Raw genomic sequence first — 26,168 nt, 5'->3', positions numbered from 1 at the left:
TGATGCTCAGCTACTTTGTTTGCTATTGCGCGCAAAACATGCAATGACGCGCGCAAAAATATAATCTGATGTAAATTATACATATGACTATTTTTTCTTCGCAAAGTGTGGCATTGATGCCGCAGACATCAGAAGTAGCAGATTTGGTAAAATATTTCGCAATTACAGATTCTACGCAAAATATTGCGCGAGAAATGATACAAAAAGGCGAAATAATCGCGCGAGATGACGGAAAGCCAACAATAGTTGCGATTGTGGCATACGAGCAAACAGCAGGAAGAGGACGATTAGGGCGTGCGTGGGTAAGTCGGCCGGGAGAAAGCTTTTTAGTTTCATTCGTAACGTTGCTGCCGAAGTCAATTGTTATGGACGCAAGTCACAATGGCTGGCTGCCTATTATTGCAGGGCTTGCAGCTCGTGACGCACTTCTAGAAACGTTTAAAGAGTGCGGAAGTTCGCCGATACACGGTGATGCTTGCGCGATAAAACTTAAATGGCCTAACGACGTGTTTTTGCACGATTGTAAAGAAGGCGGAATCTTAACAGAAATTGTAGCCGATCCAAGCAAAGACAATGTTGTTGGAGTAATTTTTGGAATCGGATTGAATTTGTGCGTGCCGCAAGAAGTGCTGCCAATTAAGATGGCAACTTCGTTGCAAATGCATATGACTGATTTGCCGGAATCTAAAGAATTGCGTGATACGATTGCTGCAAAAATAGTTACTGGATTGAGGACGAGATTGTGCGATTTTATGCGTGATTATCCAAGTAACGCTGCCGATTTGCTTAAAGAGGTAAATGGTGTGTGTTGGACTCTTGGACGCGAAGTTAACGTGCATCCAATTGACGGAAGCGTGGTGACAGGAACTGCTGTGCGGCTTGGAGAAGATGCGTCGCTTACAATTCGTGAGGCATCTGGCGAGGAAATTGTGGTAAAAAGTGGCGATGTGCACGCAGTTGCGTATGAAGCGCGACGACATGCTTGAGCGCAGCACAGCGCGCGAAAGCAACTCGGAGCGCCGAGCTTGCTCAGACGGAAAGTCCAGTGGACTTTCCGTGCAAGCTCAACAGCGAGCGCTTAAAGCGCAAGCGTCAGCTGTTTGCTAGTTATCTCAGTCAAAGAGCAAGTGCGCGGCAATCTTATACAAAACGGCATTTCCTTTACAGTCGTGTAAAGGAAATGCCGTTTTTCTGCAATATAACGTTTCTGTTATGCACGCTTTTTGTTAAGTGCGTTGTACAAGCCGGAGCAAGCCGCGCTCGCAACAAAAGCCTTAATCAAATCGCCAATCATGAAGATAATCAAGGTTGCGGCGGCAGTTGAAAGTGGCATGCCAGTTAGGTAGCTTTGACCGAAAATACCGAATGCGTAAATCACGATCGTGCCGATTATAGAAGCTACAGAGTAAGTGCAGAAGCGTGCGAAAGTCTTCTTGAAGGAGTTTTCTTGCATCATTGCGTCAAGAGCTACGTCAAATACGCGCTTCAAAGCTGCAGTTGCAGCAACACCAAATATGAAACCGGCTAAGAATCCTGCAGTAGGGCCAACAAAAACAGCCCAGCCGCCCTTAAAGCCAGCAAACACAGGCAAACCTGCTGCGCCAACAGCAAGGTACATAACTACAGAAGCTACGCCTTCGCGCCAGCTCAACGTTAAACCAATAATGCACAAAACAAGAGTTTGCAACGTAATAGGCACAGGAGTAATAGGAAGATAAATTGCGCCTGCCATGGTAGAAAGAGCCAAAAGCACAGTGAGAAGCGCTGGCTTTGCAAGCCATGCTGCAGCTACTTTCAACTTATTTGCAACGTTTGAATTTGCTGATGCTGTTGCTGCATTATTTTGATCTATGTTGGTCATGAAAACCTTCTTTTGGTTATTTCCGGTTTGCCGTTTGCAGCTAATAGGTTGTCAATTAAACGGTTTTGCCGGTTGTTTTCCGTTTCGCTAATCACATTACGTGTTATAAAAATCATGTGCATTGGAGAAGTGTACAAAATTTTGCTCTAGCTTTTGTGTATGTCGACTCATCCGTAAACGCAACTTTTCTAATATCTTGTAACGTATGGTTACGAATATCAAAAAAATCCTCATCGCAAACCGCGGTGAAATTGCCTTGCGAGTTATTCGCACGGCTCACGAAATGGGCATTTCTACCGTTGCTATTTACGCACCGACTGATCGCAACGCGCAGTTTGTAGAAATGGCAGACGAAGCGTACGCACTTTCCGGAGACACATATCGCGATACTTATTTAAACGAAGATGCGATTCTTGACATTATTAAAAGAAGCGGCACGGATGCTGTGCATCCGGGTTACGGTTTCCTTTCGGAAGTTGCGTCTTTTGCGAAAAAAGTTAACGATGCTGGAGTTATTTGGATTGGTCCTCGTCCGGAAGCGCTTATTGATTTGGGAGATAAGATTACGGCTCGTCGCGTGGCAGTTCGCGCGAAAGTGCCGCCAGTTCCAGGAATTTCGGAGCCTGTGAAAGATATTCGAGAACTTTTAACTTTTGCGCAAACTCACGGCTATCCAGTGATGATGAAGCGCACGGATGGCGGCGGCGGACGCGGCATTACAGTCGTTCGTAACGATGACGAGTTGCGAGGCTTTTATATGAATCACGACGCTCTTCAAGGCGGCGACTTAGATGAATATTTTATTGAGCGTTTTATTGACAAAGCTCGCCACGTAGAAACGCAGTGCGGCCGCGACGCTCACGGAAATTTCACCGTATATTCCACGCGCGATTGCTCGGTGCAGCGCCGAAACCAAAAGTTGGTTGAGGAAGCTCCTGCACCGTTCTTGACTGACGATGAAAAGGATCAGCTTTACCGATATTCTCGTAACCTATTTGAAGCTGTTGATTACGTTGGTCTTGGCACGTGCGAATATATGGTGACTTCTCAGCATAAAGTCTACTTCTTGGAAGTTAATCCGCGATTGCAAGTTGAGCACACGGTTAGTGAGGAAGTTAGTGGACTTGATTTAGTGCGAGAACAGCTCAATATTGCTGACGGCGGCGAGTTGATTAAGGATCCAGAGCCTCGCGGACACAGCTTCGAGCTTCGCATTACTTCGGAAGATCCTGCTACGAATTTGACTCCAAGTTCCGGCACTTTGACGAAAATAAAGTGGCCTTCCGGTCCTGGTATTCGCGTCGATTTTGGTGTTGAAGTTGGCGATAATATTTCGCCAAAATTCGATTCGATGATGGGCAAACTTATTATTACTGCGCAAAGTCGTGAAACTGCTGTCGCTCGTGTGCGTCGCGCTTTGAAGGAACTTTGTATTGAGGGCGTGCCAACTCCTGCGAAACTTTTTGAGCAGATTTTTAACGACCCTGAGTTTACGGCAGAAAATCACAGTTTTGACGTGTCTACTAAGTGGATGGAACGCAAGTATTTGAACCGCGTTCCTGCAGCTTCTTTGGGTGGTCAGCCGGCTTCGCTTGTTTCTGGAAAGTCTGCGGATGAATCCGAAAATAAGCAGCCTGCAATGGAATCCTTCATTATTGAGGTTGATAATAAGCGCGTAAAGCTTACGATTCCGCAAGATATTGTTGACAATTTGACCGGCTCTGCGCGAGTTCGTAGCGTTTCTAGAGCTTCGCAGCCTTTGCGTGGACGTTCGCTTCGCGGAAGTACTCACAAATCTGAAGAACAAAAGCAGATTCCTGGCGTAATCGCAGCGCCTATGCAAGCTGTTATTACGCGCGTGAATGTGGCTGAAGGTCAGCAGGTTGCCAAGGGTGATTTGCTTGTGGTGCTTGAGTCTATGAAAATGGAAAATTACGTTTACGCTCCTGCAGCTGGTACTGTTACTGGAATTTTTGTGGGTCCTGGTGACGGCGTGGAATCGGGTGCAAAGCTTGTGACGATTGATCTTGCTGGAGATAAAAGCGCGGATAAGAGCGCAGATAAGTCTTCTGAATCTTCTGAATCTTCTGAAAAGTCTTCTGAAAAGCCGGAAGGAGAGCAGAAATGAGTACTTTAGCAAAAGAAAAGTCTGAAATCTCTGAAACTTCAGCGAAAACAGTTAATAACTCTTCTGTTAATAGCTCTGCTGACGATACAAACTTGCAGCCTCGTCGCGGGAAAGCTGCAGTTCAGCACGCAGCACAACTTGCTCGTGACGCAGAACAAAAAGCTTTAGAGCGTCAGCACGCAAAAGGTAAAAGCACTGCTCGCGAGCGTCTTGACTTGCTTTTTGACACCGGCTCATTCGTGGAAATCGGACGTTTTAACGGCGGTGACATAAATAACGACGTTGCCGGATGCGCTGTAATCACCGGCTTTGGCGAAGTTTATGGCAGAAAAGTTGCAGTTTACGCACAAGACTTTTCTGTGCGCGGTGGAACTTTAGGCAAAGCTGAGGGCGAGAAAATCTGCCATCTTTTAGATATGGCTGTTGAACTTCGCGTGCCAGTTGTTGCCGTAATTGATTCCGGCGGCGCTCGCATTCAAGAAGGCGTGAGCGCGCTTATGCAATACGGGCGTATCTTCAAAAAAACTTGCGAAGCGAGCGGCTTGATTCCGCAAATCTCAATTATTCTAGGTCCTTGCGCTGGTGGTGCAGTTTATTGCCCTGCATTGACAGATTTGATTATTATGACTCGCGAGCACTCAAATATGTTCGTAACTGGTCCGGATGTTGTTAAAGCTGCAACCGGCGAGGCTATTAGCATGGACGATTTGGGCGGCGGTCTTGTGCATAACGCAACTTCCGGTGTCGCTCACTATTTGGGAGAGGATGAAGCTGACGCAATCGACTACGCGCGCACAGTTTTGGCTTATTTGCCATCTAGCTGTGAGGTAGAGCCTCCAACTTTTGCCTACGCTGCAACGCGCGCGGATCGCGAAACTGCGCGCGAGTTGGTGAATATTGTGCCGGATAACGACCGTCAGCCTTACGATGTGCTTGACGTGATTCGCAGAATAGTTGACTACGGTGAGTTCGTGCAAGTGCAGGAATTGTATGCTGCTTCTGCAGTGGTTGGTTTTGCTTGCATTGAGGGTCATCCTGTTGGAATCGTGGCAAATCAGCCGAAGGTGAACGCTGGTATTTTGGATGTAAATTCTTCCGAAAAAGTCGCGCGATTTGTGCGATTGTGCGACGCGTTTAATTTGCCTGTGGTGACTCTAGTAGATACTCCTGGTTATAAGCCTGGTTCAGATCAAGAGCACGCAGGAATTATTCGCCGAGGTGCGAAAGTGATTTATGCGTACGCGAATGCGCAAGTTCCGCTGGTTACAGTTATTTTGCGCAAAGCTTTCGGTGGAGCTTATATCGTTATGGGTTCCAAGTCGATGGGTGCGGACGTAAATTACGCGTGGCCAACCAGCCAGATTGCAGTTTTGGGTGCGCAAGGTGCCGTAAATATTATTCACCGCAAGGATTTGCAAAAAGCTAAAGAGCGTGGGCAAGACGTTGCAGCTCTTAGAAAGCAGCTGGTTGACGAGTATGAGGCGACTACTGTGAACGCAAATCTTTCGTTGGAAACTGGTCAGATTGACGCAATGATTGACCCGGAGCAGACTCGCGATATGATTGCCGGCTCATTGAAGCTTTTGCGCAGTAAAAAGCGGGTTTCCAGAACTGGAAAGCATCACGGAAATCAGCCAATGTAAGTGATTTATAAAAATTATAGGGGTTATCAAACTTATAACTAAAAACTATAGAACTTACAAAACTTATAAACCTTACAAAACTTACAGAATTTATAAAACTTATCCAAATCAACGAGAAGGAAACATCATGACAACATACTTTTTCGACCAACTCGCTAATAATCCGCACGCACTCGTGTTTGCAGGTCAGTCGACTCCGTGGGTTGAAGCTTTGCGTGAGCTTGGTTCAGACGAAGAATTAAACGCAGAACTTCATGAGTACGAAGCAGGCGCAAAAGCTTTGCTATCGCCAATTTATTCTGAGCTTTTAGCAAATGCAGGCGGCGACATAAACGTGTTTGACGCGCTAGAAAATAAGCATATTAACGCTGCAAACGCGCTTCTTAGTGTGCCTGGAATTACGCTTGCACAATTCGGTGCAGTGCGCGACTTAACAAATCTTGGATACAACTTTGAAGTAAACAAGCCGTGCGCAGTTTTGGGTCATTCTCAAGGCGTAATCGCAGCAGAAATGGTAAAAGCTCGCATAAAAGCAAAGTCTTGGCAAAAAGCTCGCGCGCAAATCGAAGAATTACTTGCAATTGCCTACTTAATTGGAGCTGCAGGAGATCGTGAATCTCGAATGCTTGAAATTACTGGTGACGGCGAGCACACGCCAATGCTGTCACTTAAAGGAGTTACTAAAAAGCAGGCAGAAGCGTTAATTTCACGCGTAGAGCGCACGCGCGGTGAAGTGTCAATTGCTGTTAAAAACGCTTACAATCACGTGGTTATTGCAGGATACCCGGAAGATATGGAAGCTGTTGCAAACGAAGCGCAAAAAGAAACAAAGCGTTCGAAAAAATTGCGCGAAATGAAAGTTCGCGGTGGAGCTGTATTTGCGCCAGTTGCTGAATATTTGGATGTTACAGTGCCATTCCATTCGCCAATGCTTCAATCTGCAGTTGAGCAGGTAGTAGAGTGGGCTAGTGAGGCTGGTTTGAACACTACAGTTGCGCGCGAATTGGCTGATGCTGTGCTTGTAACTCCTGTTGATTGGGCTGCGCAAATTGGCGAAGTTTTGGAGCAGAACGACGCGCGCTCGCTTTGGATTTTAGACATGGGTCCTAGCGAGGTGCTCGGAAAGCTTACTGGAGTGCTTGTGCAAGGAACCGGCGCTGGAATCGTAGAGGCTGCTACATTGCGCTCTCGCGCTGAGCTTTCAACAGCTGACTCAGCTTCTGAACCAGAGCGTACAGGCTGCTGGGCTGATTTTGCGCCTCGAGTAATCAACACGCCTGCAGGACGCAAAGTGCTTACCAAATTTAGCAAGCTTACAGGCAAAGCTCCTGTGCTTCTTGCAGGAATGACACCAACGACAGTAGAGCCGGAAATCGTTGCTGCAGCAGCAAATGCAGGCTACTGGGCTGAGCTTGCTGGCGGCGGTCAAGTAACTGCAGAAGTTTTCGATCGTCATATGAAGTCGCTTGAAAATCAGCTTCGCGAAGGCGCAACTATCGAATTTAACGCCATGTTTATGGATCGCTATCTGTGGAATTTGCAATTTGGTTCGAAGCGAATCGTGCCAAAAAAGAGGCAGTCGGGAGCTCCTATTGATGGTGTAGTTATTTCTGCTGGCATTCCAGAACTTGACGAAGCCAAGGAATTAGTAGCATCTTTACAAGCTGATGGATTCCCTTACGTAACGTTTAAGCCTGGAACAGTTGACCAAATTCGTCAAGTTGTGCGAATTGCTAAGGCTGTTGCTCCAGCCACGATTATTGTACAGGTTGAGGGCGGTGCTGCAGGTGGTCACCATTCGTGGGAATCTCTTGACGATTTGCTTATGACAACTTACGCGCAAGTGCGCGAGTGCGAAAATTTGGTGCTTGTTGCAGGCGGTGGTATTGGCACTCCTGAGCGTGCTGCAGACTACATTTCTGGCGAATGGGCGAATGAATACGGTTTGCCAAATATGCCAGTTGATGCTGTAATGATTGGCACAGCTGCAATGACAGCTAAGGAAGCACATACAAGTCCTGAAGTAAAGCGTATGCTTGTGGAAACTCCGGGTATTGCGATGCCGAAATCTTCTAGCATTGAAGGTTTTGATGAGGATTCGTTCGCACCTTTGGGTGAGCGTTGGGTGCCTTCTGGCAAAGTGATTGGCGGTGTGACGAGTGGTTTAAGCCATTTGCACGCAGATATTTACGAGTTAGAAAACGCTTCTGCTCGCTGCGGTCGATTGCTCGTTCGTATGATGAAACATCCTGAAGAGCTTGAAGCGCGTCGCGATGAAGTAATCGAAGCACTTAACTCTACTGCAAAACCATATTTTGGTGACGTAGAAAGCATGACTTACGCACAATTTGCTCAACGTTTCCTAGATTTGGCATACCCTTGGGTGGATCCGACTTACGTAGATCGCTACATGCATTTGTTGCAGCGTATTGAAGCGCGTTTAATTAATCAAGATTCAGGCGAATTTACTTCTATTCTGCCTTCTATCGAAGAAGTTTCTAAGCACCCTCAAGCTGCTTTATATACGCTGATTGACGCGTTGCCTCAAGCTCGCGAGATGAACGTTGTGCCAATGGATGCCGCTTGGTTCCCAACTTTGGTGCGCGAATACCCTAAGCCAATGCCATTCGTGCCAGTTATTGACAACGATTTGTTGCGTTGGTGGGGTCAAGATCAGCTTTGGCAGTCGGAAGATTCGCGTTACTCGGCAGACGCTGTGCGTGTAATTCCAGGACCGATTTCCGTGGCTGGAATTACGACTATGGATGAGCCGATTGCCGATATTCTGGGACGTTTTGAAGCAGCTATGCTCAATCGTGCAGAATCTGGCTCGGAAACTGGAGTAGAAGCAGAAAATAAGGAAAATGCGGCGAGCAAGTCTTCAAAATCTGCTTTTAGTCAGATTGCTGATGCTAAAAACGTTGAAGCTTACGTGCGCGCATGCCCGAATATTTCTTGGGTTGGTCATGTAACTGCAAACCCTGCTTACGGAACATCTTTAGGAGACGAAAATTACGTAATTACAGTAACTTCTAGTAATAATGACGTAATTTCGCTTGATTTAGATATTAAGCTAGATACATTCTGGGATAATCAAGAAAATCAGGAAGCAAAACACTCTACAAAAAACGCTGCAAACTCGCTAAAACGCAAGCACGCGGTACGAGATATTGTAATTCCGCTAACTGTTGATGCAAGTCAAGCTGGAAGCATACCAGTAGTTGACCGCGAGCGCTTGCCAAAGCACGTGTACGAAATGCTTGCAGCAACCGCAGGTATTGGAAATACAGCGATTACTGGCGATGTGCTTGATGCTATGCCTAAGGTTGAAACAGTAAAAGAAGATGGCAGTTTGGCAAAATTGCCGGAAGATTTGCTTGCAGAAGGTTATAGAGATTTCCCGTTTGGATTGGTTCATTCTTCCTATACTTTCTCAAGAAATCTTGGAATTGACCACGAGTCTGCTACTGCTGGAAGACTTCCAGATGGATTGCTTGCTTCTCGCATTGTGCCAGACGCGTTAGTAGGTCCTGCTTGGCCAACTATTTACTCAGCTTTGGGTTCCGTAATGGTTGATGGCTACCCGATTATTGAGGGTCTGCTTAACGCTGTTCACCTAGATCATTTAGTAGAGCTTGACGTCGATGCTGAAGCCTTTAAAAAGTATGTCGACAAGCGAATTAATTTACTAGGCTGGGCTGAGCCGTATGCAGAATCCGCTTCTGGACGCGTGGTAACTATTCACGTAGTGCATACTGCAGCTGACGGCACGCGACTTGCTCACGAAACTGAGCGTTTTGCTATTCGTGGACGAAGCTTCAGCAATGCGCTTCCTGCTCCAGCTGCGCAATATGGCGAAGCTGCAGGATTGCACGGATACGAAATTGAAGACACGCCTCGCAGAGCTTTGCGCAGAGTAGTCGTTCGCGCTCCTCACGATATGACCGCTTTTGCGCGTACTTCTGGAGATTTCAACCCAATTCACACTTCTAAGCGAGGTGCTGCAATTTCCGGTCTTTCTGCTCCTTTGGTACACGGTATGTGGCTTTCTGCAACAGCTCAACATGTGGCTCAAGCAGTTGATGAAAAAGGTGCTCGCTACGAGCTCATTGGCTGGTCATACAACATGTACGGCATGGTTCAACTTGATGACGAAGTAGAAATCACAGTTGAGCGCGTTGGAAAAGTTCGTCGCGGCGGACTTGCTTTGGAAGTTACGTGCAGAGTTGATGGGCAAATCGTGTCTAAAGCAAGCGCGCTTACTCGCGCTCCACGTGCAGCATTCGTATACCCAGGTCAGGGTATCCAAAAACAAGGAATGTCGCTGGATGAGCGCGCAAAGTCGCCTGCTGTGCGCGATACTTGGGAGCGAGCAGACAAGCTTACTCGCGAAAAGCTTGGATTCTCAATCCTCGCAGTCGTGCGCGATAATCCAAAGGAGCTTACTGCTCACGGCGTAACTTATCATCATCCTGAAGGATTGCTTAATTTAACACAATTTACGCAAGTTGCGCTCGCAACAGTTGCCTTTGCGCAAACCGCGCGTTTGCGTGAAGCAGGATGCGATATTTGGCCTGCTTACTTTGCAGGACACTCGCTTGGAGAATACAATGCTTTGAGCTCCTTCGCGCAAATTATTCCACTCGAAACTGTGCTTGAATTGGTGTTCCACCGCGGATCTACAATGCATCACTTGATTGAACGCGATGCGCAAGGTCGCTCGAACTACCGCATGGGTGCGCTTCGACCAAACCAGTTTGGAGTGTCAGACGAAGGTGTGAACGCTTACGTTAATGGCATTTCCAAGGCTACTGGCGAATTCTTGCAAATTGTAAACTACAACTTGGCAGGTCAGCAGTACGCAATTGCTGGAACTATTAAAGGCTTGAAGGCATTGGCTGCAGACGCTTCTAAGCGCGCTAAGGAGTATGGTGGTAAGCCTCCATTCATGTTTGTTCCAGGAATTGACGTGCCGTTCCACTCTCGAATTCTTCGAAAGGGTGTGCCGGAATTCCGCGACAAGCTCGATTCGCTGCTGCCGAAGCATATTGATTACTCTGTGCTTGTAGACCGTTACATTCCAAACCTCGTGGCTTGCCCGTTTGAGCTTACGCGAGAATTTGCACAAAAGATTTTGGATGTTGTGCCATCTGAGCGCATTGAAGCAGCTTTGGAAGATGAAACTACGTGGAAATCTTATGCAGAGGATGAGCAGAAGCTCGGTAGATTGCTTCTTACGGAGCTTCTTTCATGGCAGTTCGCTTCTCCAGTTCGTTGGATTGAAACGCAGGCTCTTATGTTTGCCGATCGCGCTCGCGGCGGTCTTGGCGTTGAAGAGTACGTTGAAGTTGGTTTAGGAAACGCGCCAACTTTGGCAAATCTTGGCGCTAAAACTCTTGCTTTGCCGGAGTTTAGTGGCGAAAAAGTGACTGTTTACAACGTTGGTCGTGACGAAGGTCGCGTTTATATGACTGACACGGATTCGCTTGTGCCTGAAGTGTTTACTGAGGAAGATAGTCAAGAAGTAAGTAGCACTGCTGATGCAGCTGCTGCTCCTGCAGCTCCTGCCGCAAATGTTGTCTCTGCTGCTCCTGCGGCTGCTCCTTCTGCTCAAGTTGCTAACGCAGCAGCAAGCGGACCTGTAGCAGACTTGCCGTTCAAAGCATCCGACGCAATCTCAATGCTGATTGCGTATAGTGCAAAAATCCGTCTTGACCAAATCGGCGACACTGACACAACTGATACGCTTACAAACGGCGTATCTTCGCGCAGAAATCAGCTTCTTATGGATATTAGTTCCGAGCTTGGCGTGGCTAGCGTGGACGGTGCTGCAGAAGCTCCAATGAGTGCGCTTAAAAAGTTAGTTGATTCGGTTGCTCCACGCTACAAGGCTTTTGGTGCAGTGCTTTCCGATATTGTGCGCGAACGTTTGCGTGCACTTTTCGGTGCAGCCGGTGTGAAACCAGCGCAAATTGACAAGCGTATTTCGGAAGTCTGGCAGCTTGGCGAAGGCTGGCGTGCGCACGTGCTTGCGGCTTTGGTTTTGCAAACGCGTGAAGGTGCTAGCGTGCGCGGTGAAAATCTTGCGCAACTTTCAACTGATCCTGCAAAGAATACTGCTGCAGCTGACGCTTTAATCGACGCAGCAATTCAGCAAGTTGCACAAGCTCACGGCGTTAGCGTTTCTCAGCCTGGTGCTGCTGGCGCAGCCGGTGGTGCTGTTGTTGATTCTGCAGCTCTTGACGCTTTTGCGCAGCAAGTTGTTGGCGCAGACGGCGTACTTGCTGCAACTGCTAAGTTTGTGCTAGCAAAGCTTGGTGTTGAAGCTCCTAAAGCAGAAACTGAAAGTGACGAAAATGCTGCTGTTGTAGCTGCTGTTGAAGCAGAATTAGGTGCGGATTGGCCAAAGCAAGTGGCTCCTCGATTTGATGAGCGAAAAGCGATTCTTTTCGACGACCGCTGGGCTTCGGCTCGCGAAGACGTTGCTCGCTTGTACTACAAGTATGCCGGAAAGAATGTTGATATTCAGGTAAATGAAGTTTCTGAAATCTTAAATGATTTTGGTAGTTTCCTCGGTGCCGGGGAAGCAGTAGCTTCGGAAGCTGAGTGGTTTGCAAGTCTTTCTAAATCTCGCGAATTAAACAATCTTGCAACAATATTTAATGGTATTGCTCGCGATTCTCGCACTAAACTTGCACAAAACAACGCCGATACTGCTCAAGCAACTCGTTTTGCAGGAGAAGTTGCAGTAGTTACAGGCGTTGCTCCTAACTCGATTGCTGCTCGCGTAGTAACGGGTTTGCTTAAGGGTGGAGCTACGGTTATTGCAACTTCGCACAGTTTCAAGCCGAGCGTTAAGTCTTGGGCGAAGAAAGCGTATCGCGAAAACGCTCAAATGGGCGCAAAGTTGTGGCTTGTGCCAGCAAACTTGTCTAGTTATCGCGATGTCGATGCGCTTGTAAAGTGGGTTGGCACGGTTTCAAAGAAAGTAAGTGGCGCAACTACTACTATTTTGAAGCCTGCTTATGAGCCGAGCATGTTCTTCCCGTTTGCAGCTCCTCCAGTTCACGGTACTTTGTCTGATTCTGGTTCGCTTTTTGAATCGCAATCGCGCTTAATGCTGTGGGGAGTGGAGCGTGCAATCGCTGGATTTGCGCAGATTGGAGCAGATACAGATGTACAACATCGTATGCACGTTGTGTTACCTGGCTCTCCAAACCGCGGTATGTTCGGCGGCGACGGTGCTTACGGCGAAGTCAAGAGTGCTTTCGACGCGATTGTGAACCGTGCGCATGCGGAAAGCGTGTGGTCGGATCGCGTGACTTTCGCGCATCCTAAGATTGGATGGGTGCGTGGAACCGGCTTAATGGGCGGAAATGATCCGCTTGTGGCTGTAGTTGAGCGTCACGGATTAACTACCTACTCTACGCAAGAAATGGCAGATCGTTTGCTCGATTTGTGCACGAAGGAAGCGCGAGAGCAGGCAGCAATTGCGCCTTTGGATGTTGATTTTACGGGCGGATTAGGCAAGGAGCCTCTTGATTTGAACGCGCTTCGTGCAGAAGCGCTGGAAGATCAGAAGCGTGCTGAAGTTGCGGAAGAAGCGGTGGAAGCTGTAGAAGAAGCTGCAGAATCTTCTGCTAAATCAACCAACAAAGCACTTCCAACTCCTTACGTGCCAACTCAGCCGCGAGTCAACTTGGCTGATTGGAAGAACGTAACAGCGCGTCCAGAAGACGAAATTGTGATCGTCTCCGTTGGCGAGCTTGGACCATGGGGTTCCGGACGTACTCGTTTCGAAGCAGAACTTGGAATTCGCGAAGACGGTTCCGTGGAGCTTTCTGCAGGAGCAGTACTGGAATTGGCTTGGAATATGGGCTTGCTTACTTGGCAGGATTCGCCAAAGCCAGGCTGGTATGATGCGGACGGCACGCTTGTTCCAGAAGAAGATATTGCAGAGAAATATCGCGATGAAGTAGTAGCACGTTCCGGTATTCGACCATTCGAAACCGGTATGGGCGGCGATTACAAGGATGGAGCAAACGAAGAAGAAGCAGAAATCTTCCTCGATCACGACGTGAGTTTCAGCGTTCCAACAGAAACAATTGCGCGCGAATACGTGGCACTTGACGAATCGCATACTGAGATTGCTCGCGATGCAGAATCTGGCGAATGGACTGTTACGCGCAAGGCAGGTTCTATGATTCGCGTGCCGCGTAGGGCTGCAATGACCAGAACCGTCGGTGGACAATTCCCTAAGGGCTTCGATCCGCTGAAGTGGGGTATTCCAGCTTCAATGGTTGGAAGTGTTGACACGATTGCGCTGTGGAATATTGTCACAACTGTAGACGCTTATATTTCTGCTGGTTTCACGCCTTCGGAGATTTTGCAATCTGTGCATCCGTCAATGGTTGCTTCCACGCAAGGAACCGGTTTCGGCGGCATGAGTTCAATGCGAAAACTGTATTTGGATCGCTTCCTTAACCACGAAATTCCTACGGACGTATTGCAAGAGGCGCTTCCAAACGTTGTTGCAGCTCACGTAATGCAAACCTATATCGGCGGCTACGGAAATATGGTTCAGCCGGTGTCGGCATGCGCAACTGCGGCGGTTTCGCTCGAAGAAGGCGTCGACAAGATTGCTCTCGGCAAAGCTGATTTCGTAGTAACTGGCGCAATTGACGATATCGGCGTGGAATCCGTAGTTGGCTTCGGCAATATGAACGCAACTGCCAATAGCGAAGAAATGTATGCGAAGGGCATCAATCCACGATTCTTCTCTCGCGCAAACGATCGCAGACGTGGAGGCTTCCTTGAAGCACAAGGCGGCGGTACGATTTTGGTTACGCGCGGCGATATTGCTTTGAAGCTTGGCTTGCCTGTTGCTGGTGTGGTTGGTTTCATTCACTCCTACGCTGATGGCATTCACACTTCTATTCCTGCTCCGGGCTTGGGTGCTTTGGCTGCGGGCATGGGTGGAGCTAAGTCTAAGCTCGTGCGTGATTTGGCAGCTCTCGGCGTTACTCCGGACGATATTGCTGTGGTTTCTAAGCATGATACGTCTACGAATGCAAACGATCCGAACGAATCTGAGCTGCACAATACTCTTGCGCACGCAATCGGACGCACGGACGGAAATCCGCTGTTCGTAATCAGCCAAAAGACGCTGACTGGACATGCAAAGGGCGGCGCGTGCATCTTCCAAATCAACGGTTTGACTCAACTGTTTAGAAGTGGCGTAATCCCTGGAAACGCATCACTTGACTGCGTGGATCCTAAGCTTGCGCGCGACGACCACATGGTTTGGTTGCGTGAGTCGATGCGCATTGGCGATGGTGCAGGTTCTTGTGCAGTGAAGGCTGCTCTCGCAACTTCGCTCGGCTTCGGTCATGTTAGCGGATTTGTGGCATTGGTTCATCCTGGTGCTTTTGAGGCTGCTGTAGCTGCTAGCGCAGGTGTTAATGTGCTTAAGAATTGGCGTACCAAGGCGAATGCGCGTTTGGCTGCGGGTCAGAGGCGATTTGAGGAAGGCATGATGGGTCGATCTGTACTGTTCGAGCCTGTTGAGAATCGTCACTTGCTGAAGGATGGCACGCGCCTTCCGGATGGCACTCGCTACGATGGTCACGAAGCAGAAAAGGCGATGTTACTTAATCCTGAAGCTCGCCTTAATGCGAACGGATACTACTGCTGAGTCGCTGCTTTAGCTGCTAATGTATCGATGCTTAATTGCGGATGTATTGACGCATTGAAATAAGTGCGAAACCAGAGCGGAAACATTTGCTGTGAATATTCCCGGCATTTGTTTTCGCTCTGGCTTTATTTGACCACATTTGCAGGAAAAATGTAAGGCGATTGGAGTTGCGTTAACAATCACGTAAGTAGCTCTGTAGTTCAGTATGCCATATTTAGTACGTGTAGCATTGCGTATGTCGCCTGATATTACTTAATGTCAAGTACGCTGTCATTATCGCAGTGGTGTGCTATCTCGCTACCAGTACCCAGATCATTTAATGGCATCTATGTATCGCACCTATACCTCTATGGCCTATAGCTCTACAGATTTACTACAGATATAACAATGCTCCGTGGTTGAAGGGTTGTCGTAAATTTCGCGAACCCTTTTATCACGGAGCATATGTATATTATTTATTCAATTTTAATATTTGTTGCAACACCAACGTTTAGTCGCGCTTCTTCCTGCGAATAATGACTGCGAGTGCAGCACCTATTGCGGCTGCGAGTGCAGCAACAGCACCTGCTGCAGCAATTGCAGAGCCTGTGTTGGTTAACTTTGATTGCGCAACCTGGCCGGAGGAGTGACGTGCAGGAGACTTAGGAGCTTGTAACTGAGTGTTATTGCTCTTATTCCTGTTGTTTTCACTGTTGCCAGTGTGTTCATCAGAATCATGAGAACCAGATTCATGTTCTGGGGTTGGAGCAGGGGTCGGTGCAGGTGTTGGTTCTGGTTTCTTGGTTGGGTTGTTTCCGACTTTACCGTTTGCCGTGTTGGATGGTTGACCATTCTTCTTGGCTTGCGCGGTAATCGTACTACCATCCTTGATTTGGGTTGCAGGGATGGTGACTTTACCAGTCTTAGGATCAACAGTCACGCCGGTTGGAGTGTTACCGTCAATAGTCCAGTTACCATTCTTATCTTTCTTCACGGTAATTGTTACAGGAGTCGTTGTATCGCCTTCTGGAGTATACGTGATTTCGAGAGTATCAGCGTCTGCTGGTGGGGTAACAGTTGCGGAACCTTGCTCAACACCATCTTGTGGCGTGAGTATAGTCGGCTCACCCGCAGGCGTTGGCGTTGGTTCTGGTGCAGGCTTCTCCTTTTCGCCAACTTTAGCAGTTACCACTTCTGACTTGCTCTTGCCAGTCTTATCGCTACTGTCTTCTGATTGCGCAGTAATAGTGCTACCGTGCTTAATCTTGTTTGCTGGAATCGTAACAACGCCAGTTTGCGGATTAACGGTTACGCCTTCTGGAGCGTCTCCGTCAATCTTCCACTCATGCTTGTCGCCTTCAGCAACAACAGTAATCGTTGCGGTTGTTTCACTGCCTTCTGGAGTGTAAGTAACTACAACCTTGTTCACGCGCGTATCCGTGAGATCAGGCGTCACGCTAGCACCACCCTCGGCTGGAGTGTCAATCTTTGGCTTAGTTATATTTCCGTTGACAGTAATATTTACGCTATCGCCTGTCTTTGCACCATCACCCTTACCGTTGGTTGGTGTGAGGGTGACGATGGCACCAGGCTTTTGCTTGTCGATAGTAATAGTGAAGTTGCCATCTTTATCTGCGGTACCAGTTCCGATTTGATTGCCATTGTTATCGGTAACAGTTACTGTTGCGCCCGGAAGAGTCTTTCCAGTGATGATTTGTTTAGTAGAATCATCTGGATTGTCTTTTAGCGTTTGCTCACTAATCTGTGGAGTCTTAAAGCCAGTTACAGCAGTAGCGGGATCAGATGGTTTGTCCGTCTTGTTCTTAGATACTGCAGTAATAGTGCTGCCGTCTTCCAAATTCTTTGTTGGAATAGTAACAACGCCAGTATCTGGATTAACGATTACGCCTTCTGGAGCGTCTCCGTCAATCTTCCACTTACCATTGTTATCCTTCTTAGCAATAATTGTGCGAACTGGCTGTTCTGGACCATTGATTGAATTTGGCTTAGCATTGATTTCAATTTTCACAACCGTTGTGTCATCAGTTGGCGGAGTTACAGTTACGTTTCCGTCGTTCTTCTGGTTGTCGGTTGGTACCGTAATCGTTGGCTTTTGTGGCTTAGCTGTGACGGTTACAGTAGTTGCGTCACCATCAACTCCACCCTTGCTTGGAACAAGCTTGAGTGTTGTGCCAGGATCCTTCTTATCGATTTCGATAGTGAAGTTTCCGTCTTTGTTGGCATCTCCAGTACCAACAGTATTACCGTCATTGTCTTTGACAGTTACTGTGTTTCCTGGCTGAGTTTTACCAGTAATAGTTGTCTTATCAGACTTATCTGGTGTGTTTTCTGCTTTGCTACCATTAATAAATGGCTTGTTCTGTGCCACAACGTTTACTGTTACTGGTACGTTCACAGGATTTGCGATACCCGGAATAGTTACCACGACAGTGCCGCTCTTATTGTTTCCAGCTGTCTTGGTATCTGGCGTACCGTTAGTTGCCCAAGCAAACTTGGTTCCGTTAGGTAACTCATCCTTATTGGCAATGCTGTTTTCTGCGCTTGGAGAATCACCAACATGTACGCTCACCGTTTTACCGGCTGGATTTGGCACAACGAGCACGTTGACTGGAATGTCAATATCTGGCTCGCCTGGCACCTTAACGGTCACAACGCCTGGTTGGTTGCCAGTCTTTGAGGTATCAGGCTTCTTCTTCCAAGAAATACTAGCATCCTTAGGTAGATCCTTATGATTCTTAATAACATCCTCTGGCTTAGGGGTAGTGTCAGTTGTGTCACCATTCTTCTTTTGCAACACAGTTACGTCGTTTGCAACAGGTGCTGGTGTCACAGTAATTGTTACTGGCACTTCTTGAGGTGCTTGCCCTGGAATCTTGACAATCACTGTTCCACTAGCAGTGCCTGGCTTGTCGGTCTTTGGAGCAGCATCTTTCTTCCACTCGAATGTGGTTCCCTTAGGGAGTTTGTTGTTGTTATCAATGCTGTTCTTAGGATCAGGATTGCTGTTCTGTGGGACGGTGGTTTCCTTCGCGATAGGCACAGGGTTTACGTTCACTGTTACAGGAACATCAATCGTATAACCAGACTTGCCATTTACGCCTGGAATGGTGACTTTTACTTTACCGCCTGTCTTTTCTCCAACGGTATCTGTAGTTGGTTTGTCACTGTCTTCCCACTCGAACGTAGTGCCATTAGGGAACTTATTCTTATCGGTAGAATCCTTAATAACATCCTTAGCTTCTGGCAGTGTGCCATTTAGTGGAACGTTCACAACATTCGCTTCTGGCTTTGGCAAAACGTTCACTGTTACAGGCACTTCTACAGGGGATTGACCTGGGAGGGTAACAATAATCTTGCCATTCTTTGCGCCAGGATTGTTAGTATCTGGTTTATCTTCAGGTTTCCACTCGAACTTAGTGCCCTCAGGGAACTTACTCTTATCGCTAGAATCCTTAATAACATCCTTAGCTTCTGGCAAATCCTTGCCCTGCGGCACGTTGACTTCAGATGCACTTGGGTCAACAACGTTAACCTCTACTGACACTTCTTGAGGAGTATCAGATCCAGGAATAGTAATCTTTACTTTGCCTTTTACGCTGTTACCTTCCTTAGATGTGTCTGGTTTTCCGTTGTTATCCCACTCGAACTTAGTGCCATTAGGGAACTTATCCTTATTGGCAATGCTGTCCTCTGGCTTAGGCTCCACACCCTTTGGCACAGTTACAACTTTAGTCGTAGCAGTTGGAGCCTTAATAGTTACAGGTACGTTAATAACAGTTGTTGATCCATCCGGATACGTAACTGTTACAGGCACTTCAAACTTGCCAGCCTTATCTCCATTAGGGATCTTAGACTTATCTCCCTCAGCAATAGAGTAAGTTGGCTTATTTGCTTCGTTCGTTGGCCAGGTAGGAACACTTACTTTGCCGATAATTTCGTCGTCCGAAGGCTTTTGACCATTATCTTTTTCAAGATTATCTGCCTTAGGTGGGTAAAGTTCAGACTGCTTATCGCTAATAGTTACTGGCACATCAACAATGTCAGTCGTGCCATCTGGGTAGGTGACTTTAACCTTAACAGTAGAGTTTCCAGGAGTCTTACCATCTGGAAGCTTTGTGTTAGGCTCGTTCAACTCAATCTTTGGTTGTTCCTTTGAATCTTTTGACCAATTAGGAACAGTTACATTGCCTGTTACATCATTAGATGTAACCTGCTTGCCAAACGGCTTAACAACAGGCTTTGCTTTTGGCTCGAAAGTATCCGACTGCTTGTTCTTAATAGTCACATCAACAGTAACTTCATCAGTTGTGTTATCTGGGTATGTGACTTTAACCTTAACATGATAGGTGCCAGGGGTATTGCCGTCTGGAATATCCTTATCGTCGCTTGTAATGGCGACTGTTGGCTTATCGCCGTCCTTCTTTGGCTTAAAATCAGGAACAGTTACAGCCTTCTTAACAGCTTCCTTGGTCTTTTCTTTATCAGTGCCATACGGCTCTTCCACAGGGTCAACTGCAGGAGTGTTCGCAGTGGCATCAGTGTCTGTAACTACTACAGGCACTTGCACAACAGTGCTGGAACCATCTGGATATGTGACCTTAACAGGTACGTTAGTTGTGCCAGTCTTATCTGTAGTTGGTAGAGGAGTTTTTGGATCTACAAGCTCTACTGTTGTTTCCTTTGGAGCAGGCTTATCCTTAACTGTAGAAGTCTTTACAGCCTTCTTGATTTCATCAGCATCAGGAGCTTTCTCATTACGCTTCTTGTTGATAGCTTCTGCGCCTGGCTTGTAGGTCTCGTTATCTGGATTGCCAACTGTTACAGGAACTTCCACGTGATCCTCAGAACCGTCAGGATACTTAACAGTAACCTTAACGTTTACGGTTCCAGGAGTCTTAGTGTCGATAGGTGTTTGACCTTTATCAACCGTAATTGTTGTACCGTCTGGTTGGTTTGGAACAGTGACTTTAGTAATGATGTCACTGTCAGAAGGACCACTTTCTCCATACTTCTTAGTGATTCCGCCGTCAACCTTTGGCGTATGAGTTTCACTCTGAGGCTTTCCTACAGTAACCTTTACTGTTGCGTGATCTTTAGAACCATCCTTATATGTAATGGTTACAGGAATATCGAAAGTACCAGGCTGAGTGCCATCTGGAACAGTCTTAGCTTTGTCGTCAATAGCAATACTTGCGCCTTCTGGAAGAGAAGTAAGTTCTTTATCTCCCTGCTTTAGCTTAATGCCATTGCCGTTTCCAATTCCAGTAATCTTGCTTTCAATGGTAGTATTCGGCGTCTTATTGTAGTCAATGTTAATTGTTTGACCTTCTGGCGTATAAGTTTCGCTTTGTGGCTTCAGCACTTTAACAGTTACTGTTGCAACGTCACTAGAGCCATCCTTATACGTAACCTTAACCTGCACTTGTCTCTCGCCAGGCTTATCGGTACTTGGAACGTCTTTCGTGTTGACGATTTCTACTGTTGGATCTTGCTTTGGAGAGTTGCCGTTCCACTTCAAGCCATTGCCACTGCCAAACGACTTAATTTTCTTAGTCAATTCTTCTGGCTTAGTGTTCCATGGAACTTCAACTGTTTGACCCTTTGGATCATAATCCTTAGCATCCTTATGAATCAACACAGGAACATTAACTATTGTAGTTGAATGATCCGGGTATGTAATTGTTACAGGAACAGTGTGAACACCATCATCTTGAGGAATATTTCCAACTGTGAAAGTCAAATCTTTCTTATCAATTGGGGTCTTCTTCGGGTCATCCTTCTTGGTAATAGTAATTGCGTTGGTAATTGCGTTTTGGTCAGGATTCTTTGGTGTAGCATTAGGAGCAGCATTATGCTCTTCAGCATCCGTGTATACGGAAATCTGAACCTTAAGCTTAGACTCGTTGCCAGCTTCGTCTGTAACAACAAGCTCACGAGACCACTTATTGTCTGACGAATTGGTTATATTCGCATCTCGCTGAGCAGTGCCTTTAATATGAATAGTCGCAGGCTTTTCTGCAGAATTCCCGTTTTGATTGTCAATAGTGATTTTTCCGTCATGACCTGGGAATGTTGCTATTGTTGCACTCTTAATCTTTCCGCTGTTGTCATAAGCGTTGATATCAATGCTGAACGGTTTGCCATTATGTACCTTGAACTGGTAGTACTCAGGTGTTTTATCGGTATCTGCTCTCTTTGCCTTATTGGTACTAGGTGTGTTAATAACAGGCGCGATATTGTCTTTAACAGTAACAGTTGTAGTAACGTCTTTAGTTGAACCGTCCTTAAATGTTATGCGAACTTTAGCATCTTTCTGCTCGCCAGGCTTATTCCAATCTGGCTCCTTAGCCCAAGAGTAGGTAACGTCGCTAGGTAGTTTCTTTAGATCATCTGCATTAATACCGCTCTTAGGATCTGGATGCTTTGTGCCGCTGCCCATGTTGTACGTAACAGGCGTGCCTTTAACATCACCATATTTGTCGGATTGCGGTTTAACAATAAACTTAACAGTTACTTCATTAGTATTGCCCGAAGGATCCACCGCTTTTAAGGTACGCGTATACTCGCCAGGCTTAGTGTTGAGCGGAGTAGTGCCATCAAGCGTCAAAGTCTTAGGATCTGTAGTTGTGCCAGTTCCGGTAGGAGCTTTTTCTGTTTCTCCTGGAGTTTTAGGCGTTAAAGTAAGAGTTGTAACGTTGCCACTGTTGTCTGTTGCAGTAATCTTAATATCGTTCTTATCACCGCGGTATGTAGTAATAGTTGCTGTTTTAGTAACGACTTTTTGTGAACTATCAACAGTAATCGGAACATTGTTATAGTTGCCATCATTGCCTTTTTGCTTAATCGTAACTTCAGGCTCTTTATGATCCTTAACAGTTACCTTAACGTCAACAGTTTCAACGCGCGGATTCTTTGGATCGTTAGTAGGAATAGTTACAATAACTTTTCCAGTCTTTTCCTTGCCAACAGTGGAAGTGTCTGGCTTACCATCCTTTGCCCAAGTAAACGTAGTCCCTTTTGGAAGCTTGCGACTATTGGCAATAGCTTTCTTTGCATCTTTGTCGTCTAGCTGGTGATGTAAGTCAACAGTAATATTCTTTGACTTAATGTCTTCTTTCTTCTTAACTGTTACCTTTACAGTTTTTTCTACTTTGTTACCAGCAGCATCAGTTGCGGAGAACGTAAGATTGTATGTGCCAACTTCTTCAGGCTTAAAGCCGGAGAATGTATAAGTAAGCTCTTTTTCTGTAGCAGTATCCTTCGTGTAAGCAGTTTTTGCACGCGACATGTTGGCAATAATTTTGCTGAAATCAGTTCCAGAAAATGCTGTAGTTGCTGTTGCTGTGTCAATAGACTCAATCTTTACATCATCTTTTGCAGTAAGCTGAATCTTCAAATCTTTGCCAACTTCGACTTCAACATTATCTTTATCAGTAGTTAATGTTGGTGCTTTGTCGTCTTTAGTAGCATTCTTAGGGTCGCTTACTGGCGACTGAACCGACTGCTCCTTAGTTGGGTCTGCAGGATTTGTAGACGTTACGGCAGTTACATTTCCTTCAGGAATGACGCCATCAACCTTAATTGTAACTTTGCCATCAGCTCCAACGGTTCCCGTGCCGATCGTATTCTTACCGTTATCCTTAAGCGTTACAGTGCTTCCAGCTGTGCCAGGGCCTGCATTAACTTTAACTTCTTTGCCCTTTACGCCTGCAACACCAGTCAAATCAGTTTCAATTGTAGGTTTCTTAGGACGAACTGTGAAAGTAACCTTTTCTTCCGCTGTGCTGCCGTCATTAAACGTGACTTTAGCAGTGTACTCTCTTTTTCCTGCAACAGCTGTGGAAGGCTCGCCATTAACCCACTCTGCACTCTTGATGTTATCTTTAACCTTCTTATCGGTTATACCAAGATATTCCTTAGCGTCAACCTTGTTTCCTGCTTTAGTAAGAGGGTCTCCAACAGTAGTATTAACGGTATTTCCATTAAGCTTATGTTGCAAAGAAAGTGGCTTATTGACCGTCACAGGTATTGTTACTAAATGATAAGAGCCGTCACTGTAAGTAATTTTTGCAGTTACGTTTACTTTATTGGCGTTAGGATACTTGTAATAATCTTCAGTCAGATTTGTACTTGGCAAAGGTGATTCAATAAAGGTTATTGTACCGTTGCCGTTCTTACCTTTTCCATCATTGCCCTGAATCTGCTTCTTGAGTTCTTCTTCAGTAAGCTTATGCCCCCAATCAACAGTGAGTGCATTGGCGGTTGGGGAAGGATACTTCTTGTTCAGGTTCTTAAGATGTACAGTGACTTTCTTTTCTGCTTTGTTGCCGGAAGCGTCGGTTGCAGAAACAGTAATCGTGTAGTCGGAGTTTACTGGCGTATTGCCGTTCTTGTGCTCAAACTTAACGTTTTCAACAACCTTGGTATGAGGATTGCTTTCGCTAGCGTTAATGCCATTATCGTTTTTCTCGTCAACATTGCCATTTTTAGCAAAGTCTGGGAAACCGCTTACAGAGAACTTCGTCACCTTTTCGCTATTGTCAGACGTGCCGAAAGTAATCTTTGGTGACTCACCCTGATACACGTCAATGCTGTTGTTGGAATCGCTAATCTCTTTGCCATTAAAATACAGCTTTGGAGCAGTGTTATCGCTTTTTGTGCGCTTAAGATTTTGTTCAGTCCAGCGCTCGCGACCAGAAATAAAGGTGTATGCTGAGTTAGTCGTTCTACCATAAGTACTTGTATTTGCCCATGTATAAGCATCTTGGATGTCGTCAAGAGTGACTCCTTGACGTAACTTTACTTTGCAATGCATGTGCACTGCATAGTCGACGTTTGTAGTTCTTAAGCCGATGCCGTAGCTCTTGCCGCTATATACGCCTCTCAGTTGTGTAGCATTGCTAATAACCCCGTCGCCTGCATTATTGTGGAAAGTATCACTCAAATCTTGCTTGTTGCTGTTTCCTCCTCTTATGCCTAAGGTTATTTTGTATAAAGAGTTTCCAAGGTGCTGGTCATCTTGCAAGGGGTTATTAAGATTTTTTGACTGGCTATTTTCTTTAGTGAATAATGAAAAATCGCGTGAAAGAACAGCGTTTTTTGTTTGTGGACTAGTGCTATTTCGTTTATAAAAATTAAAACTTAAATCACTTAATGTGTTGCCTGGCTTGTAATAACCATTATTTAAGTCAGCAACTGTAAAAGGAATTTGCCAAACATACTGTTGTTGCTTGGAAGCGCCAGTCATATCTTTACCATCGTTGTTAAAGAACACATCGAAGATTAGGTACTGGTCGTTTCCGTTCTTTTCAAGGTGTGCATACATATCCGACTTTTTAGTAACATTACTGTAATCACCCAAACCGTCGGATCCTATTTGACCGATTGTTCCATTGCTGTTAGCAAAGCGATACCTTTGGAACTCAAGAATGTTTGGTGTATGCAGCCAAGGAGTAGGGTCGTTCTTACGCACTTCTTCCGCAAATGCCGCAGTAGTTGGAGGAAGAAGAATATTAGAGGATGCGAGGATTGGCTGACCACCCAAGCAGGTTGCTGCAGTGAGAACTGTGGCAAGTGTGCTCAATGACACCTTGCGCATGGTTGCATACGCAGAAGATGAATCAACGTTTTTAAACGAGCTCTCAACTTGCTCGCGTGCATGCTTTTTGCGGTTGTTATTTGCCATAATAATCCGTAATCCTTTATTCTTGTGCTTCTTAATTTAGCGTTCCCTAATGTGCGTCGTATATAAACGTGTGTCTAGTTCTTCTTCAAACACTAATTCTGTGTTTGCATAAAGCAACGATAGACAATAAGTACGCTTATACACATGCTGCATAATATTATATCGTATTTTTGCTATTTTGTCGTAATTTTTTTATTGTTAAGTATTCCATAACTGTAAAATTTCCTGCCGGGGGGGGGTGCTCTATGTATAAAATATTGTCATAACGACGAATTATTTAAAATTATCTAAAAGTTTATCGTTTTATAGTAATTTATTCGTATATGAATTAATCACGCTTGTAACGTTTCTTGTGCACATGCTTAAGCAATTTGTCGCGTGCGTAATTTTCTGGTGTTTGTTGCTGTTTTGTAGTTTTGGAAAACATTTGCCGGTGACTTTTTCGGCGTTTGCTACTGCAGTAAAAGCGCGTAAGTGATTGTTGATTTAAATATATTTTATACAAGATTTTATATAGTATTTTTGCGTAGAACATAAAAAAGTAGGTATGTGTGTTAAAAGTAGGTGCGTATGATTGCAGGAATAGGGCACGACTTGGTAAACGTTGCGCAGTTTGCTGAGCAGATGCAGGATGGCAATGGTTGGCGTGCGCTGTTTTCTGTGCGAGAGCTTCGACAATGTGATCTTCGTGCGCAAGTGAAGAATGATGAGAGAGCTTTACATATTGCAGCACGCTGGGCTGGCAAAGAAGCTGTGATTAAAGCGTGGTCCGAGGCGTTATGCACAATAAATAACCCTTATCCATATACTCTGGATAACATGCCGTGGGCGAGTATTGAGATTCTTAACGATTCCCATGGTTGCCCACGCATTATTCTCAGCTCAGATGTGCATTCGCAACTTGTAAAATCGTTTTTCAGTGCGTCCAGCGAGTGTGTAGATAGTAGTGAGCACATAGATAATATTCGTTGGCATATTTCGCTTAGTCATGACGGATTATTAGACGATAATTCAGCTTTTGCATCAGCTGTTGTAATGCTTGAAGTCTTATAAGAAAAGCTACATTATAAGAAAAATATGTTTTGTGCACTTGTGTCGATGTCACAAGCATCTGTATACTTGAACGAGTCGATATTTGTGCGTGAATATTTCGTGCA

At 45.9% G+C, this 26,168-nt stretch carries 7 protein-coding genes; 5 read left to right on the top strand and 2 right to left on the bottom strand.

The genetic code is table 11. The features are described from left to right. The first annotated feature begins 83 nt into the window (after positions 1 to 83). A complete protein-coding gene (locus tag HXT41_RS03615; protein WP_116431538.1) occupies positions 84 to 986 on the top strand; it encodes a biotin--[acetyl-CoA-carboxylase] ligase in 903 nt (300 codons plus the stop codon). A 224-nt stretch (positions 987 to 1,210) separates the two neighbouring features. Here HXT41_RS03615 and HXT41_RS03610 read toward each other — a convergent pair whose 3' ends face one another. After that, on the bottom strand, positions 1,211 to 1,861 hold the full coding sequence (locus tag HXT41_RS03610; protein WP_410309316.1) for a biotin transporter BioY: 651 nt from the start codon (positions 1,859 to 1,861) through the stop codon (positions 1,211 to 1,213). Positions 1,862 to 2,066: 205 nt separating this feature from the next. Between HXT41_RS03610 and HXT41_RS03605 the strand changes: the two genes are divergently transcribed. The 3 genes from HXT41_RS03605 to HXT41_RS03595 all read left to right on the top strand — a co-directional run bounded on the left by HXT41_RS03605 (position 2,067) and on the right by HXT41_RS03595 (position 15,326). After that, positions 2,067 to 3,989: a biotin carboxylase N-terminal domain-containing protein gene (locus HXT41_RS03605; RefSeq protein ID WP_116994973.1), complete on the top strand. Its 1,923-nt coding sequence runs from the start codon at positions 2,067 to 2,069 to the stop codon at positions 3,987 to 3,989. Next, entirely contained in the window at positions 3,986 to 5,632 is a 1,647-nt protein-coding gene (locus HXT41_RS03600; protein ID WP_102703251.1) for an acyl-CoA carboxylase subunit beta, read from the top strand. Before HXT41_RS03605 ends, HXT41_RS03600 begins: the two co-directional genes overlap by 4 nt. A gap of 127 nt (positions 5,633 to 5,759) precedes the next feature. After that, on the top strand, positions 5,760 to 15,326 hold the full coding sequence (locus tag HXT41_RS03595) for a fatty acid synthase subunit beta domain-containing protein (RefSeq protein WP_421788551.1): 9,567 nt from the start codon (positions 5,760 to 5,762) through the stop codon (positions 15,324 to 15,326). Between the two features lie 490 nt (positions 15,327 to 15,816). Here the strand turns inward: HXT41_RS03595 and HXT41_RS03590 are convergent, their stop codons facing one another. Continuing rightward, positions 15,817 to 25,011, bottom strand: coding sequence for a Rib/alpha-like domain-containing protein (locus tag HXT41_RS03590; protein WP_421788549.1), 9,195 nt, complete (start codon positions 25,009 to 25,011; stop codon positions 15,817 to 15,819). A gap of 570 nt (positions 25,012 to 25,581) precedes the next feature. Between HXT41_RS03590 and HXT41_RS03585 the strand changes: the two genes are divergently transcribed. Then, positions 25,582 to 26,064 (top strand): holo-ACP synthase, encoded by a 483-nt coding sequence (locus tag HXT41_RS03585; RefSeq protein ID WP_076003061.1) that lies wholly within the window; start codon positions 25,582 to 25,584, stop codon positions 26,062 to 26,064. Positions 26,065 to 26,168: the final 104 nt, after the last annotated feature.

Source organism: Gardnerella sp. DNF01189 (assembly GCF_049244195.1).
GTDB lineage: Bacteria > Actinomycetota > Actinomycetes > Actinomycetales > Bifidobacteriaceae > Bifidobacterium > Bifidobacterium swidsinskii.
This window is presented reverse-complemented; position numbering and strand designations above follow the sequence as displayed.

Bases quoted from the DNA above. Each gene is read 5' to 3' on its own strand.
- HXT41_RS03615 (WP_116431538.1), top strand. From the start codon at position 84: ATGACTATTTTTTCTTCGCAAAGTGTGGCATTGATGCCGCAGACATCA.
- HXT41_RS03610 (WP_410309316.1), bottom strand. From the start codon at position 1,861: ATGACCAACATAGATCAAAATAATGCAGCAACAGCATCAGCAAATTCA.
- HXT41_RS03605 (WP_116994973.1), top strand. From the start codon at position 2,067: ATGGTTACGAATATCAAAAAAATCCTCATCGCAAACCGCGGTGAAATT.
- HXT41_RS03600 (WP_102703251.1), top strand. From the start codon at position 3,986: ATGAGTACTTTAGCAAAAGAAAAGTCTGAAATCTCTGAAACTTCAGCG.
- HXT41_RS03595 (WP_421788551.1), top strand. From the start codon at position 5,760: ATGACAACATACTTTTTCGACCAACTCGCTAATAATCCGCACGCACTC.
- HXT41_RS03590 (WP_421788549.1), bottom strand. From the start codon at position 25,011: ATGGCAAATAACAACCGCAAAAAGCATGCACGCGAGCAAGTTGAGAGC.
- HXT41_RS03585 (WP_076003061.1), top strand. From the start codon at position 25,582: ATGATTGCAGGAATAGGGCACGACTTGGTAAACGTTGCGCAGTTTGCT.